Source organism: Collinsella sp. TF06-26, assembly GCF_002232035.1.
Taxonomy (GTDB): domain Bacteria; phylum Actinomycetota; class Coriobacteriia; order Coriobacteriales; family Coriobacteriaceae; genus Collinsella.
This window is the reverse complement of sequence record NZ_NKXR01000001.1, coordinates 253,674-268,724: the sequence shown is the minus strand read 5'-3', so window position 1 is coordinate 268,724 and position 15,051 is coordinate 253,674. Positions and strand designations below refer to the sequence as shown.

Annotated in this window: 12 protein-coding genes, 2 tRNA genes and 1 pseudogene; 6 read left to right on the top strand and 9 right to left on the bottom strand. The window is 61.2% G+C overall.

Annotation, left to right across the window (positions count from 1 at the left end; translation table 11 throughout):
- Nucleotide 1 precedes the first annotated feature (1 nt).
- Complete coding sequence (gene cobM, locus CHY22_RS01140; RefSeq protein WP_089571784.1) at nt 2–793, bottom strand: precorrin-4 C(11)-methyltransferase; 792 nt, start codon at nt 791–793, stop codon at nt 2–4.
- A gap of 511 nt (nt 794–1,304) precedes the next feature.
- On the opposite strand from cobM, the gene CHY22_RS01135 reads away from it, so the two are divergent.
- From CHY22_RS01135 to CHY22_RS10170, 6 genes and pseudogenes are all read left to right on the top strand, one after another.
- Entirely contained in the window at nt 1,305–2,231 is a 927-nt protein-coding gene (locus CHY22_RS01135) for a sirohydrochlorin cobaltochelatase (RefSeq protein WP_089571781.1), read from the top strand.
- 144 nt (nt 2,232–2,375) lie between these two features.
- Nucleotides 2,376–2,909 carry a hypothetical protein gene (locus tag CHY22_RS01130; protein ID WP_089571779.1) on the top strand — a complete coding sequence of 178 codons (534 nt, stop codon included), beginning with the start codon at nt 2,376–2,378 and terminating at the stop codon, nt 2,907–2,909.
- Nucleotides 2,910–2,913: 4 nt separating this feature from the next.
- Nucleotides 2,914–4,485: an ABC transporter substrate-binding protein gene (locus tag CHY22_RS01125; RefSeq protein ID WP_143759189.1), complete on the top strand. Its 1,572-nt coding sequence runs from the start codon at nt 2,914–2,916 to the stop codon at nt 4,483–4,485.
- A 22-nt stretch (nt 4,486–4,507) separates the two neighbouring features.
- Nucleotides 4,508–5,530: an iron ABC transporter permease gene (locus CHY22_RS01120; protein WP_089571773.1), complete on the top strand. Its 1,023-nt coding sequence runs from the start codon at nt 4,508–4,510 to the stop codon at nt 5,528–5,530.
- The gene (locus CHY22_RS01115) at nt 5,531–6,799 is read left to right on the top strand and encodes an ABC transporter ATP-binding protein (RefSeq protein WP_089571770.1); all 1,269 of its coding nucleotides are present in this window, start codon (nt 5,531–5,533) and stop codon (nt 6,797–6,799) included.
- Between the two features lie 77 nt (nt 6,800–6,876).
- Nucleotides 6,877–7,170 (top strand): annotated as a pseudogene (locus CHY22_RS10170) (DDE-type integrase/transposase/recombinase); the annotation flags it as partial.
- On the opposite strand, the gene CHY22_RS01110 reads toward CHY22_RS10170, so the two are convergent.
- The 8 genes from CHY22_RS01110 to ptsP form a co-directional block, all read right to left on the bottom strand.
- Entirely contained in the window at nt 7,105–7,716 is a 612-nt protein-coding gene (locus tag CHY22_RS01110; protein ID WP_055250431.1) for a TetR/AcrR family transcriptional regulator, read from the bottom strand. The pseudogene CHY22_RS10170 and the gene CHY22_RS01110 sit on opposite strands and share 66 nt — an antisense overlap.
- Nucleotides 7,717–7,832: 116 nt before the next feature.
- Nucleotides 7,833–9,140: a lysylphosphatidylglycerol synthase transmembrane domain-containing protein gene (locus tag CHY22_RS01105; RefSeq protein WP_089571768.1), complete on the bottom strand. Its 1,308-nt coding sequence runs from the start codon at nt 9,138–9,140 to the stop codon at nt 7,833–7,835.
- Between the two features lie 149 nt (nt 9,141–9,289).
- Nucleotides 9,290–9,366, bottom strand: a tRNA-Glu gene (locus CHY22_RS01100).
- Between the two features lie 22 nt (nt 9,367–9,388).
- A tRNA-Glu gene (locus CHY22_RS01095) sits at nt 9,389–9,465 on the bottom strand.
- Nucleotides 9,466–9,593: 128 nt separating this feature from the next.
- Nucleotides 9,594–10,988: an HD domain-containing protein gene (locus CHY22_RS01090; RefSeq protein ID WP_089571767.1), complete on the bottom strand. Its 1,395-nt coding sequence runs from the start codon at nt 10,986–10,988 to the stop codon at nt 9,594–9,596.
- Nucleotides 10,989–11,152: 164 nt separating this feature from the next.
- On the bottom strand, nt 11,153–12,085 hold the full coding sequence (locus tag CHY22_RS01085; protein WP_089571765.1) for a 1-phosphofructokinase: 933 nt from the start codon (nt 12,083–12,085) through the stop codon (nt 11,153–11,155).
- A 189-nt stretch (nt 12,086–12,274) separates the two neighbouring features.
- Nucleotides 12,275–13,207: a 1-phosphofructokinase family hexose kinase gene (locus CHY22_RS01080; protein WP_055250439.1), complete on the bottom strand. Its 933-nt coding sequence runs from the start codon at nt 13,205–13,207 to the stop codon at nt 12,275–12,277.
- Between the two features lie 74 nt (nt 13,208–13,281).
- A complete protein-coding gene (gene ptsP / locus CHY22_RS01075) occupies nt 13,282–14,985 on the bottom strand; it encodes a phosphoenolpyruvate--protein phosphotransferase (protein ID WP_089571762.1) in 1,704 nt (567 codons plus the stop codon).
- Nucleotides 14,986–15,051: the final 66 nt, after the last annotated feature.

The window sequence follows — 15,051 nt, the reverse complement described above, 5'->3', positions numbered from 1 at the left end:
GCTAGCTGCTCGCCTTCCGATACCCTGTGGCAAACGAAGGGTCGTAAAGCTTGCTGCGCTCGTACGACTCCGCTTGCGCGCCGTTGTGCGCAAGCCCGCCGCGAGCTCCGAGCACGCGGCCCACCACCACGAGCGCCGTGCGGTCGATGCCCTCTCGCGCGCCCGCATCGGCGAGCGTGCCCACTGTGCATCGCACCACGCGCTCCTCAGGCCAGGTCGCCTTGTACACGAGCGCCGCCGGCTCGTCGGAGCTGCGGCCCGCGGCCAAAAGCTCGGCGGAAAGCTCGGCGAGCATACCCGAGCTCAGGAAGATGACCATAGTCGAGCCGCTTTCCGCCATGGTGCGCATGCCCTCGCCCGCGGGCATGGGGGTGCGCCCGGAAAGCCGCGTGATCACGACCGACTGGCTGATTCCCGGCAGCGTGTATTCCTGGCGAAGCGCCGCCGCGGCACCGCAAAAGCTCGACACGCCGGGCACCACCTCGTAGTCCACGCCGCGCGCGTCGAGCGCGTCCATCTGCTCCTGGATGGCGCCGTACAGGCACGGGTCGCCCGTGTGCAGGCGCACCACTTCCTCGCCCCGCGCATCCGCCGCGCACATCACGTCGAGCACTTCCTCCAAGGTCATGTGCGCGCTGTCGTAGACGACGCAGGATTCCTTGCACTCGGCGAGCAGCTCGGGGTTCACAAGGCTCCCCGCCCAAACGACCACGTCGGCCGCGCGCAGAAGACGCGCCCCGCGCAGCGTGATAAGGTCGGCGGCGCCCGAACCTGCGCCAACAATATGAATCATCCGAGCCTTCCCTTCCCGTTTCTCATCGCAACCGTTTACGCCGCCCTTCGCGCAGCAGGCAAGACACGGCGCCCGCAGCGGCAATCGGCGCAAATACGTAGGCAGGAGGCGCAATGCCGCCCGCCCTGGCTTTGACACGCCCACAAACGCCCACTATCATAGTGGTAGTTTCGGCAACGAGCATATGACAATCGAATAAAAGGAAATGACCGGCGCGGCGCCCACACAGCCCGCGCTGGCTTGCGGAGGGAACCAGGTGGGAATCCTGGGCAAGGGACATTACTGTGTAGGACGCGCGGGCGAACCGCCTCGCGCCCCAAGCCAGACTGCTTCGCCTTTTCCTCACGGCATCGCCGTGGCGTTATCTCCTTGTGAACCCCGAGGAGTGCGCTTCCCTTTCGAATGCAAGAAACAGGCGCGCTATCCCTTTGCGGACGAGCGCGCTTTTCTTTCGCTTGTGCCGATAAGCAACTGTCGCCGGGGGACCGGCAAACCGAGGAAAGGGAAAACCATGTCCGACCAGATGTCACGCCGCGGCTTCATGGGCGCCGCAGCAACCGGAGCCGTCGCGCTCGCCGGATTCGCGCTCGCGGGCTGCTCCAGCACCTCCGCGAGTCCCGAGAAATCGAGCGAAAAGGAGAAGGCCGTGAAGCCGGTCATTCTCGTCACGAGCTTCGGCACGAGCTACAACGACTCGCGCCACATCACCATCGGCGCCATCGAAGACGCTATCCGCGAGAAGTACTGGCAGGACTACGACATCCGCCGCGCCTTCACCGCGCAGATCATCATCGACAAGCTGAAGAAGCGCGACGGCATCACGATCGACAACATGACCGAGGCGCTCGACCGCTGCGTGGAAGACGGCGTGAAGGAAATCGTCGTGCAGCCGACGCATCTCATGGCTGGCCTGGAATACGCCGACGTGAAAGACGAGCTCGACAAGTACGCCGACAAGTTCGACAAGATCTCGCTCGGCGACCCGCTGCTCACCTCCGACGACGACTACAAGAAGGTGGCCGCAGCCATTAAGGAGAACATGGCGTCCTTCGACGACGGCAAGACGGCGCTATGCCTCATGGGCCACGGCACCGAAGCCGATTCCAACGCCGACTATGCCAAGATGCAGGAAGTGTTCAAGAACGAGGGCTTGACGCAGTTCTTCGTCGGCACCGTCGAGGCTGAACCGACCTGCGAGGATGTTATCGCCGCTGCGAGCGCCGCAGGGTACAAGAAGGCCGTGCTCGCGCCGTTCATGGTGGTCGCGGGCGACCACGCGAACAACGACATGGCAGACGAGACCGACCCCGACAGCTGGGCTGCGAAGTTCGTGGCCGCCGGCTTCGAAGTGACGTGCCTGCTCCAGGGTCTGGGACAGAACGCCGCGGTCGACGACATCTACGTCTCGCACGTGGACGACGCCATCGCCAAGCTGTAAACTCGCCGCGCACGGGGGCGCCGGTCGCGTCCCCGTGCAACGGGCATGCGCCTTCCCCGACCGACGGCGCATGCCCGTTGCATTCGCATCCCGCCCGCCCACCGCACGGCGCGGGCGGTAGAAGCGATTGAAAGGAACCCCTCCATGTTGAAGAAAACCCTCGTCTTCGCCCTGTCGGCGGCGCTTCTCGCGTTCTCGCTCGCCGGCTGCGCCGGAAATTCAAGCGACAGCGCAAAGGCAAGCAATACCGATTCCCAGGAAAAGACCGAGCAGGCGGCCGATGCGACCGAGGGCGCAAGCGCTGCCCCCATCACCGCCGACAAGGTGGCCGACGGCACCTATCCGATCACCGTAGATTCCAGCTCGAACATGTTCAGGATTGTGGACGCCCAGCTCATCGTGGAAAACGGCTCCATGCACTGCGTGATGACGCTTTCCGGCACGGGCTACGGCAAGCTCTTCATGGGCACGGGCGACGAGGCTGCCGCCGCGAGCGAGGCCGACTTCATCCCCTATGTGGAAAACGCGGAAGGCAAGTACACCTACGACGTGCCCGTTGATGCGCTCGACGAGGACACCGCCTGTGCCGCGTGGAGTATTAGAAAAGAGCAGTGGTACGACCGCACGCTTGTGTTCGAATCCGCCGGCGTCGATCTGCGCGCCGACGCACTGAAGTAACGCCATGCGGTCGATTCTTCCCAAGGGGGAAAACAGGAAGCTCCACAGCATCGCGGCGCGCGCGATCGCCTGCGTTCTCGTCGCCCTGCTCGCGCTTTCCTTCGCGGGGTGCAGTGCGAGCCCGAACGCGACCGGTGGCACGGCGGGCTCTCAGGAATACACTGTGAGTGTCTCGCTTTCCGGCGGGTCAGGGCGCGCAAGCATCGCCTCACCCACCACAATTGTGAAGGATGGCGACACCTACACCGCGACCATCACCTGGTCGAGTTCGAACTACGACAAGATGACCGTCGACGGCGTGGACTACGCGCCCGTAAACGACGGCGGCAACTCCACGTTCGAGATACCCGTCACGCTCAACGATGATATCGCCGTGTCGGCCGAGACCGTCGCCATGTCGACGCCGCACACCATCGACTACACGATCCACTTCGACTCATCCACCATGAAGGAGAAATCGGGCGACGATGCAAGCGGCAGCTCCCCTGCAGGAACGGCTTCAAGCGCCGCGGCCGACTTCCACAACGCCGATTTGGGCTGCGGCTGGGAGCCGACGGGGGCGCTTCAGCTTGAATACGCCGAGCACTTCACTGTCGACGAGTTCGAAGGCGGTCTGCGGCTTATCTGCGTTTCGAATGGGGAGCGTTTCCTCGTGGTGCCGCAAGATGCGAAGGTACCTGATGGGTTGAGCTCCGACATCGCGGTCATAAGGCGCCCCGCCGACAAGGTGTACCTCGTGTCGTCGGCGACGATGTGCCTGGTCGACGCGCTCGATGCGAACGACAATATCATCATGTCGGGCACGAAGGCCGACGATTGCTCGGTCGCGGGCTTCAAAAGCGCGCTCGAAAGTGGGGCGATCGCCTACGGCGGCAAGTACAGCGCGCCCGACTACGAGCGAATATCGGCCTCGGGCTGCACGCTCGCCATCGAGAACACCATGATCAACCACACGCCCGATGTGAAGGAAAAGCTGCAGAAGCTCGGGCTCGTCGTGCTCACCGAACAGTCGTCGAGCGAGCCCGAAGCACTCGGGCGCGTCGAGTGGATTAAGCTTTTCGGCGTCCTGTTCGACAAGGAAGACGAGGCCGCGCACCTGTTCAACGAGCAGAAGGCCCGCGTCGAGCAAACGTCGGGGCTCGCGTCGTCAGGTAAAACCGTGGCGTATTTCTACATTAACTCGAACGGGGCCGCCGTCACGCGGCGGGCGGGCGACTACGTGGCGCAGATGATCGAGCTTGCAGGCGGCAGCTATGCGCTCGATGACGCGCAGACGGCGTCGACGTCAGGTTCGTCAGTAACGCTCGAAATGGAGCGCTTCTACGCGACGGCGAAGGATGCCGACATCATCGTCTACAACGGCACCATCGACGAATCGGTTGCCACCTTGAACGACTTCGTAGGCAAAAACGCGCTATTGTCGCAGTTCAAAGCCGTGAAGAACGGCAACGTCTGGGTCACAAGCGCCGACATGTACCAGCAGATGACTTCTACCGCCGACATTATCGACGAGCTGCACGGGGCGTTCACCGGCGATGACGCGAGCGACTTCCATTATCTGAGGAAGCTCGGTTAGCGCCATGAGAAGCCGGCTTTCCATGGCATACGATGAATCGGGGCGCGCCGCGCGGTGTCGCGTCGTGACGGCGCTGCTCGCTGTTGCCCTCATCGTGCTCGTCGGGGCCAACCTGTGCATCGGGAGCGTGCTCGTGCCCGCAGACCACATCCCCGGCATCCTTTCGGGCGGCGCGGCCAATTCCATGGAAAGCCAGGTCATCTGGGAGATTCGCCTGCCGCGCGTGCTTTCAGCCGTGCTTCTCGGCGGGGCACTTTCGCTTTCCGGGTTCCTGCTGCAGACGTTTTTCAACAACCCCATCGCCGACCCGTTCATCTTGGGCGTCTCCTCGGGCGCAAAGTTCGTCGTCGCGCTTACGATGATCGTACTTCTAGGCGCGAACCAGGCCATGTCCTCGCCGGCCATGGTGGCCGCAGCGTTTCTGGGCTCGCTTATCACCATCGGCTTCGTGCTCCTCATCGCACGGCGCATAAGTTCCATGGCCATGCTCATCGTGGCGGGCGTCATGGTGGGATACATCTGCTCGGCGGCGACGAACTTCCTCATCGCCTTCGCCGACGACCAGTCCATCGTGAACCTGCACAACTGGTCTTTGGGTAGCTTCTCGGGTTCGAGCTGGGACGACATCGCGGTCATCGCGGTCGTGGTGGTCACCGTGAGCGCATGCGTATTCGCGATATCGAAGCCCCTTTCCGCCTTCCAGCTGGGAGAAGCCTACGCGAAAAGCGTCGGCGTGAACGTCGAACGCTTCCGCGTGGTGCTCGTCCTTCTAGCGAGCATGCTCTCCGCCTGCGTGACCGCGTTCGCTGGTCCGGTGTCGTTCGTAGGCATCGCGGTTCCGCATCTCGTGAAGTCGGCGCTAAAGTCGTCGAAGCCCATCCGCGTGATTCCTGCGTGCTTCTTGGGAGGCGCCATCTTCTGCGCGGGCTGCGATTTGATCTCGCGCACGCTGTTCTCTCCCGTCGAGCTTTCCATCAGCGCCGTCACCGCCATCTTCGGCGCTCCGGTGGTTATCGCGCTCATGTTGAAGAAGCGGGTGAGGTAGATGGGGGAATTCGTGCCGCGGCCCAAAACGCTCGGAGGGGACATTCCATGCTTAGACAGTCCTGAGCTCGCACGAAAGCGCCAGAAGGCACTTTCGGCTCGTGCGGAACTGCGCGCGGAACGCCTCCTCCGAGCGGAGCCGAACCTCGAAACTACGGTCGAAACGCAGGCTGACGGAGCGCCGCTTTTCCACATAAGCGACCTGTCGGCGGGCTACGACAAGAAGGTCGTAGTCGAAGGCGTCGATCTGGAGGTTCGCGCGGGCGACGTCGTGGCGCTCATCGGGCCGAACGGCTCGGGCAAGTCGACCATCTTGAAAACCATCACACGCCATCTGGCACCGCTTGCCGGCGCGGTCGAGCTCGACGGGCGGGAGATTTCCCGATGGAAGACGGCGGAGTTTGCAAGGAACCTTGCCGTTATGCTGACAGATCGCCCCCGGACCGAGCTCCTCACCTGCCGCGATGTCGTAGAGGCGGGAAGGCACCCCTACACAGGGCAAATGGGCACACTCTCGCCCGACGACCATAGTCGGGTCGACGAGGCCATGAAAACCGCACATGTGGAAGAGCTCGCCGAGCGCGACTTTATGCAGATAAGCGACGGGCAACGCCAGCGCGTCATGCTCGCACGCGCCATCGCGCAGGATCCGCGTGTGCTCGTGCTCGACGAGCCCACGTCGTATCTCGATATCCGCTACCAGATCGACCTGCTGCGAATACTTCGCCACCTTGCGAAATCGCGGAATGTGGCTGTCATCATGTCCATCCACGAACTCGAGCTCGCGCAGAAAAGCGCCGACAAGGTGATTTGCGTGAAGGACGGCCGGGTCTTCCGCGCCGGCGCACCCGAGGACATATTCACGCGCGAGACGATTGGCGAGCTCTACGGCCTTCAGCATGGCACCTTCAACGAGCGCTTCGGCAGCGTGGAAATTGGGCGCCCGCACGGCGATGCGCACACGTTCGTCATCGCCGGCGCAGGTACGGGGTCGGCTGTGTTTCGCCAGCTCGTCCGGCAGGGCAAGGCGTTCTACGCGGGCGTTCTGCACGAAGGGGACATCGACTGCGAGCTCGCGCGCGACCTGGCAGCGGAATGCGTGGCCGAGCGCGCCTTCGAGCCAATCGGGGATAAAACCATAGCCCGCGCCAAAGAGCTCCTCGTCCACTGCGCGCGCCTTATTGTGTGCCCCGCCGCCTTCGGCACCATAAACGCCCGCAACGCAGAGCTCGTCGAGTTCGCACGCTCGCATGGTATCGAGGTCATGTGAGCGTGCGAAGGCGCATCGGAGGATTCCCAATTGGAGTGGGAAGGATAAACTGGACTTTCTTTTAATGATCCTCAGGCTACAGCTCCTACGCCGGCGAGGTCTACAAGGCGCCGGAGAACCTCGTAAACAGGAATTTCCACGCCGACGAGCCCAACCTGCTGTGGCTCACCGACATCACCGAGTTCAGACTCCCGGGCGGCGAGAAGGTCTACCTGAGCCCGGTCATCGACTGCTTCGGCGGGATGCCCGTCGTCTGGTCGATCGGGCTGCACCCCGACAAGCGCGTCACGAACTCGAGCCTGCGCCTAATCCAAGCGAGATTCCAGACTCGACAGGCCATTGAGAGTCAGGTCGTTGGCGACCTCCGAGACACGCTCGATAGGAACCGAACCGTCAGACAGCGCCCACGTGCGATAGATACCGATAATACCGGACAGCAAAAACGCCAGATAGTAATCGAACATCTCGTCCTTGAGGCCGTGGGGCAGCAAGTCGCGCTCGGCAATCTCGTGCTCGAGCGGCGCACGAAGACGAGCCATAAAATCATCGAGCGGAATGTTCTCGATCAGCTGACGATTGAGCACCAGGTTGTTGCACAGCGCCTCGTTAACGGTTTTAAAGAAGGTCGCCGCCGCGCCCAGGGCGCGTTCATTGGTGTCGCCGTCCATGGAGGCAAGCGTTTTCTCGACCGAGTCGACAATCATCTCCACCACATCGACGGCAATGGCATCGAGCAGGCCGTCAACCGTACCAAAGTGCACGTAGAAGGTTTTACGGTCGACATTGGCCTCGCGCGCGATGGCACTCACCGTAATGTCTGCCAGCGGCTTTTCCATGAGCAAGCGCTCAAAAGCGGAAAGGATGGCATTGCGGCTGCGAACGATACGGCGATCAATACGCGGTTTACTGGTGGCCATGGGTGTGTCCCTTCGATATGCGAGCATTCATCAACAGATGAGAGATAATCTACGTAAGAGGATTATCCCCCATACAGCTCAAATATGCCCCGCATCATGAAGAACGCACGACTGCCCTACCGCGACTTAGGGTGCTTCTTCTTATTGAGCGCCGACGGAGATACGCGGATACCGTCGCCCGTCTGGCGCACATAGGCTTTATGAGCCGGCTTAGCGGTCCCAGAAGCCTTCTGAGCGTGCTTCCTGGGATCAACGGTAACAGCATTCGTGGGGTGCGGCTTAGTGGGCGCAGAGGGCGTCTGAGGCTCGCGGCCGAGCTTGCGCATCACGCGATCCCAGCGCGCATGGATGCTCTCGTTGTGGGCACTCTTAAGGCCCAGCAGGGGCGCAGCCAAAATGGTCGGCGCAATAAATGTAATGAGGCGCCACAGCAGATAGCCGGCGGTCGAAGCCGACCCAAAGAAATGACCCAAGAACAATGCAAAGCCGCCCTCAGCGCCACCAGTTCCACCGGGCAAGGGAACCGCAGAGCTCAGCAGCTGGACAAAGGCGCTCGCGGCCATGACCGAAAAAAAGTCGACCTCGTGGTGGCCAAAAGCAAGCATCAGGAAATATGGAACCAGATAGAAAAACGCGAGCTGCAGCATGGTGATAAACACGGTGAGCAGCATGGAAGAAAAATGTCCGGCCGAAAGCTTGAACTTCTCGGAGAAGGAGTAGATCTCGCCGTCGACAAACGTGCGCCATCCCTCGATCTTAGTGGCCGAGACACCTATGCGCTCGAGCCAATTGATGATGCAATGGGCGACGCGCGTGACGGTCTTAGGCATGAGCGCGACGGCGAAGATACCAAGCAAGATGCAGCAGTGGCCGCCAAAACTAAAGACGCACAGCAGCGTCATGTCGCCATAGCGCTCGGCAAAAAACGGCATGCGAGCAAGCAATAGGATAGCGCCCCAGGCAACAAGGCCAAACTGATACACGATAAAACGCGTGAACTGCGTGGCGCCGGCCTCGCCGACATTTTGGCCCGCTTTGGTCAGGCGGTAGATCTGGGCAGGCGTAGAGCCCATCATCATGGGTGTCAGATTACCAAAGAAGATGCCACTCGCCTCGACCGAAATGAGGTCGCGGATACCGACGGGCGAATTGGGGTCGAGCCAAACGGCAATCGCGTACGCCACGATACCAAAAAAGAGGTATAGAAACATGCAGAAGCATGCAGCGAGGAGCCAGGGCGCCTGGACGCTCGACATAGCAGCCCAGAACTGCCCCATCTGCCCGGTTACCACCAGATAGACGATATAACCCACCAGCACAACGCCGATAAAGATTGCGCCGCGGCGTGCGCTCTTATTGTCATCGCCGCCCGAGGCCTCAACCTCGACCTGGGGCTTAGACGTATGCTGAGAGGACTCCGTCATGAGACTCCTTCTAACAGTCAAAATATCTTGGATATTGTACCCGTAAGGGCCATAGGCAGAACGCAAAGCTCTGGTTCAAACGGGAATTGCAGACGGTTGTTTGAAAATAAAAACCCGGGCTTCCATAGGAAGTCCGGGTATCAGATGCGTGGTAGCCCGTACCAGATTCGAACTGGTGATCTCCGCCTTGAGAGGGCGGCGTCCTAAACCGCTAGACGAACGGGCCATAACCCTCAGCAGAAAAGAAGTGGTAGCCCGTACCAGATTCGAACTGGTGATCTCCGCCTTGAGAGGGCGGCGTCCTAAACCGCTAGACGAACGGGCCACATGACATCTGCACTGCCGTGCTGCGAGGAAATATATTACGGGACAAAAAACATCAGCGCAAGAAGAAATTCCAAATTGCCGAAAAAATTGTCGGCAGGTTATGGAACGCGCAGGTCAACTGGTTAGCTAGTTCAAGTTGAGATGAGCCAGGAGGGCTTCGCGGTTGTTGGGGATGTTGTCCTCGATCACGGCGTCGAGGGCGGCGTTGAGAAGCTGTCCCAGCTCCGGCCCCGGCTTGACGCCGGCGCGGATCAGGTCGCCACCATTGATGGCAAGCATCTTGCGTGTATAGGGCTCCCCCGCCTGCAGCAGATCGTGGGCGAGCGTACGCATCTCCTCGATCGTCTCGACGTAATAGAAGCACGAGGGCGCCTTGCCGAGCGTGTCGGCACGCTTAAGGTCCATGAGCTCGTCCATCAGACGCGGCGTATCGACACCCTCGCCCGAAAGCGCGCGCATCATATTGAGCAGGCAGGAACGCTCGGGGCGTAGCGGCTTGTCATGGTATTTGATCAGCAGGCACACATCGCGCACCAAATCGTGCGAGAGCGCCAGGCGATCCATGATGACACGCGCCTTCTTGGCGCCGAGCTCGGGATGACCGTAGAAGTGGCCGCTGCCGTCGTGATCGACCGTAAAGCACTCGGGTTTGGAAACGTCGTGCAAAAACGCCGCCCACATAAGGCTCGACGAGGGCGCGACGCCGTCGCACAGCGCCAGCTCCCCTGCCACCGTCAGCACGCGGGCGATATGCTCGTAGACGTTAAACGCATGATAGACGCTGCGTTGATCAAACCCGCGAGCGGACGCGAGCTCGGGCACGGCGGCGCAAACAAGCTCGGGGTAGCGCAGCATCGCGTCTCCCCCATGGCCGGTCGAAAGGATACCCTCGAGCTCAATGCCCACGCGCTCGCGCGCCACAGCATCGAGCAGCGGCGCGCACTCGGCAAGCGCCTGTTTAGTCTTAGGCTCGATCATAAAATCCAGACGGCAGGCAAAACGCACCGCGCGCAGCATGCGAAGCGCGTCCTCGTTAAAACGACGCTTGGGATCTCCAACGGCGCGGATGAGCTTGCGGTCTAGGTCGCCCTGACCATCGTAGCGGTCGACAAGACCACGCTCGGGATGCCAGGCCATAGCGTTAACGGTAAAGTCACGACGCGCCAGATCGTCCTCAAGCGACGCCGCACGCTCCACACTCTGGGGATGGCGGCCGTCGGTGTAAAAGCCGTCTAGGCGGTAGGTGGTGACCTCAATGCGCTCATCATCGCAAATAGCCGTGATGCCGCCAAATTTTATGCCCGACTCAACCACGGCAATATCAGCCGCTTCGAGCGCCTCTTTGGACTCCTGCCACAGGCCGCTGCAGCACATGTCAACATCGTGGCTGGGGCGTCCCATCAGGGCATCACGTACCCAACCGCCCACGTACCAAGCTTCAAGACCTGCTGCCTCAAGCGCACGCAGGACACGGATAGAGGCATCGGTCGGCTGCGTACCGTTGAGCGAAACATTGCACATGCCTATGGCCTCCTGCGACTATCAAATTGGCTATCGATTGCGTCTGCAAGAAGTCTAGCAAGAAACAGCCTCCACTGCACACGCAAGTCCGATAAACAAAAACGCATCCGTCCTGGTCTAAGACGGATGCGAAATAATTGAACTATTCAGGCAAGGTGCCGGAACTAGCAAACCAGACGGATTGCAATACCCTTCTGATACTCATCGACCTTGGCAAAATCGCCCAGACCCGGGCACTCGACCACGTTGGCGCCGGTGGCCATCGAGAGGCGCAGGGCATCCTCGACGCGCTCGGGGGCGTCGTGCCACACGGAAAGGAAGGCGGCCAGCGAGGAGTCGCCCGCGCAGACGGTCGACAGCAGCTTGACGTCGAAGGTGCGGTTGGCAAACCAGATGTGCTCGCCGTTGGAGAAGTACGCGCCGTCGCCGCCGAGCGTCAGCAGTACATTCTTAGCGCCCTTGGCGTGCAGCTCGGCCATGGCGCCCTTGATGGACTCGTCGTCGCCACCGCTCACCTTAATGCCAAAGATGTCGAGCAGCTCGTCGTCGTTGGGCTTAATGAGCAACGGCTCCATAGCAATGAGGTCGGCCAGCTGATGGCTCGAGATATCGAGCACGAACTCGGCGCCCTTCGCCTTCACGCGACGCAGGACCTCTGCCAGGAAGCCCTCGGAGGTGTTGGGGGGCAGCGAGCCGCTGATAACCAGGCAGGTCATGTCATCGAGCGAATCGATAAGCTCAAACATCTCCTGCTCGTTGGCTTCGTTGATGGCGGCACCGGCGTTGACCATGTTGTACTCGGTGTCGGGGCCGGCATTGAGGAACACGTTGACGCGCGTGATGCCGTCAGTCCACACGGGCTTGACGGGCACGCCCAGGGCCTCGGCGCCCTTAACGATATACTCCCCCGAGAAGCCTGCGAAGAAGCCCAGGATCGTGGTGTCGACATCGTAGTGGTCGAGCGTAAACGAAACGTTGAGGCCCTTACCGTTGGGCGTGTAGACGGCGTTGCGGGTGCGGGTAACGGTGTTGGCGGACAGGCCATCGCAGGAGATGTTGTAGTCAATAGCGGGATTTGCAGTAAGCGTGTAAATCATGCATGTTCCTTTCACGAAGCAACGTGTTAATGAAAGTATATTCCACGCTTCGGCAAAAGGCTACAACAACTCGGTGAACGGTGTGGAAGCGATGAAGTACGGCAGGACACCTCTCCACCATGGCGGAACAAAAAAGGCGCCCCGACCGAAACCGGAGCGCCGCATGCGCAAGAATATGTCGCGTTTCGCTTACTTGCGATCCAGCTTGCGGACAGCAACGCGCTTGCTGTACTCGTCGACGTGACCAAAGTCGCCGATGCCGACGGACTCAGCAACGTTGGCGCCGGTGGCCATAGCGAGCTTCATGGCCTCCTCGACGTTGTCGCGATCCCTGTACCACTTGTGCAGGAACGCAGCGAGGGTGCAGTCGCCGGCGCAGACGGAAGAGACAAGCTTGATGTTGAACTCACGCTTGGCATACCAGATGTCCTCGCCGTTGGAGAAGTAAGCGTCACCGCGGCTACCACGGGTGAGCAGCACGTTCTGGACGCCGGCCTCGTGAGCCAGCTTCATGGCAACGCGGACCTCGTCGTCGGTGTCGACCGGCACGCCGAAGATAGCCTTCATCTCGTGATGGTTCGGCTTAATGAGCAGCGGCTTCTTGTGAGCGAGCTCCTTGAGCTTGTCGGAGGACAGGTCCAGGACGACGTCGGCGCCACGGGCCTGAGCGTGCTCCATGACCTGAGCCAGGAAGTCGGGCGTAGCTTTGGGAGGCACGGAGCCGGAGACGATCAGGCACTCAAGATCGCCCGCGGTGTCCAGGATGTTGTAGAGCTCCTCCTGGTGCTGCGGCGTGATCGGAGCACCCGGGTTCAGGATGCCGTACTCGTGCTGGCCATCGTTGACGTAGGTGTTGATGCGCGTGATACCGTCGGTCCAGACCGGGCGGCAGAGGCAACCCAGGTTCATGACCTCCTCGACGATGAACTTGCCCGTGAAGCCGGCGAAGAAGCCGAGAGCGACGGTGTCGACGCCCATCTTCTTAAAGGCGAAGGACACGTCGAGGCCCTTGCCGTTAGCCGTGTAGCTGGCCGAGCCGGTGCGGACGTTCTCGTCGGGCTCGAGCGGAGAGCTCGAAACCGTCATGTCGACAGCCGGGTTAGCGGTTAGCGTGTAGAACATTTACAGTACCCCCTGTATATGTGAGGGCCGCGTGGCCGGCCCATTCCAACCACGCGGTTACCTCTGATACCAAATTAGCGAGCTGCGGACTCGAGCAGTGCCTTGACCTCGGCAGCGGTGTTGCAGGCGAGCGCCTTCTCGGCGAGCTCGTCGCACTCGGCCTTGGTCCACTGGCTGATGGTCTTGCGGGCGCGCAGGATGGACGGAGCGCTCATCGAGAACTCCTCCAGGCCCCAGCTGATCAGCAGCGGCTCGAGCAACGGATCGGCAGCGGCCTCGCCGCACATACCGACCATGATGCCGGCCTTCGCGCCGCTCTCGATGATGTTCTTGAGCGAGCGAAGCACGGCGGGATAGTAAACCTGGTACAGGTTGGAGATGGTGTCGTTACCACGGTCGGCGCACATGGTGTAGCCGATCAGGTCGTTAGTGCCGATGGAGAAGAAGTCGGCGACCTCGGCCAGGCGGTCGGCGAGCAGCGAGGCGGCAGGCGTCTCGACCATGATGCCGACCTCGATGTTCTCGTTGAACTTGCGACCCTCTTCGGTCAGCTCGGCCTTGCACTGCTCAACGAGCTCCTTGACAGCCAAGACCTCCTCGACGCAAGTGACGAGCGGGATCATGATCTTGACGTCACCGAAGGCGCTAGCGCGCAGCAAGGCGCGGAGCTGGACCTTGTACTGGTCGGGGTTGGCCAGGCAGTAACGCACGGCGCGGAAGCCCATGAAGGGGTTCTCTTCCTTGACCATGTGCAGGTACGGAATCTCCTTGTCGCCACCAACATCGAGCGTGCGGATGATGACCGGAGCGCCCTTGAGCGCGCTGGCAACCTTGCGGTAGGCGTTAAACTGCTCCTCCTCGGAAGGAAGCTCAGCAGAGTCCATGAACAGGAACTCAGAGCGGAACAGGCCGATAGCCTCGGCGTCGTGATCGAGCGCGTTGGGCACGTCATCGGGGTTGCCGATGTTGCAGGCAATGATCTTCTTGATGCCGTCGGCAGTCACGGACGGCTTGCCTCGGAAGGCCTCGAGAGCAGCCTTCTCGGCAGCGAAAGCCTCGGCCTTGGCAGTGTAAGCGGCGAGCGTCTCCTCATCGGGATCGGCCTCGACGATACCCTTGCCACCGTCGACGACAACGGTCATGCCGTTGCGCAGTGCGGTGCAGCTGTTGGAAACCGAAAGGACAGCCGGGATCTCGAGGGCGCGCGCAATGATTGCGGAGTGCGACGTGCGGCCACCAGTCTCGGTGACGATACCGGCAACGTGCGCCTTATCGATCGTGGCGGTCATGGACGGCGTGAGGTCGTGCACGACAACGACGGTGTTCTCGGGCAGGACGGAGAGGTCGACGACCTCCTTACCCAGCAACTCGGCCAGAATGCCGGTACGGATGTCGGCGATGTCGGCCGCGCGCAGACGGAACATCTCATCGTCCATGGACAGGAACATGTTCTCGAACATGGTCGAGGTGTCCATGAGCGCCTGCTCGGCGCAGGTGCCGCCGTCAATGGCGGCGTTGATGGCGTCGGTCATGCCCGGATCCTGAGCCAGGACAATGTGTCCGCTCATGATCTCGGCCTCGGCCTCGCCCACCGTCTCCTTCATGTGGTCGGCCTGAGCCTGGGTCTTCTCGCAGAAGACCGAAAGAGCGGTCTGATAGCGCTCCTTCTCTGCTGCCGAATCAGCAACCTCGTGCGGCTCAAACGTCAAGTCGGGATCGACGGCGACCATGACGGTGCCGATACCGATGCCCTCGGAAGCGTTGACTCCCTGATACATTCCCATTCCTCTCTCCGTGTCATGTGATAAAGCGTTTTGCCATATCCATGACAAAAGAGCGCAGCT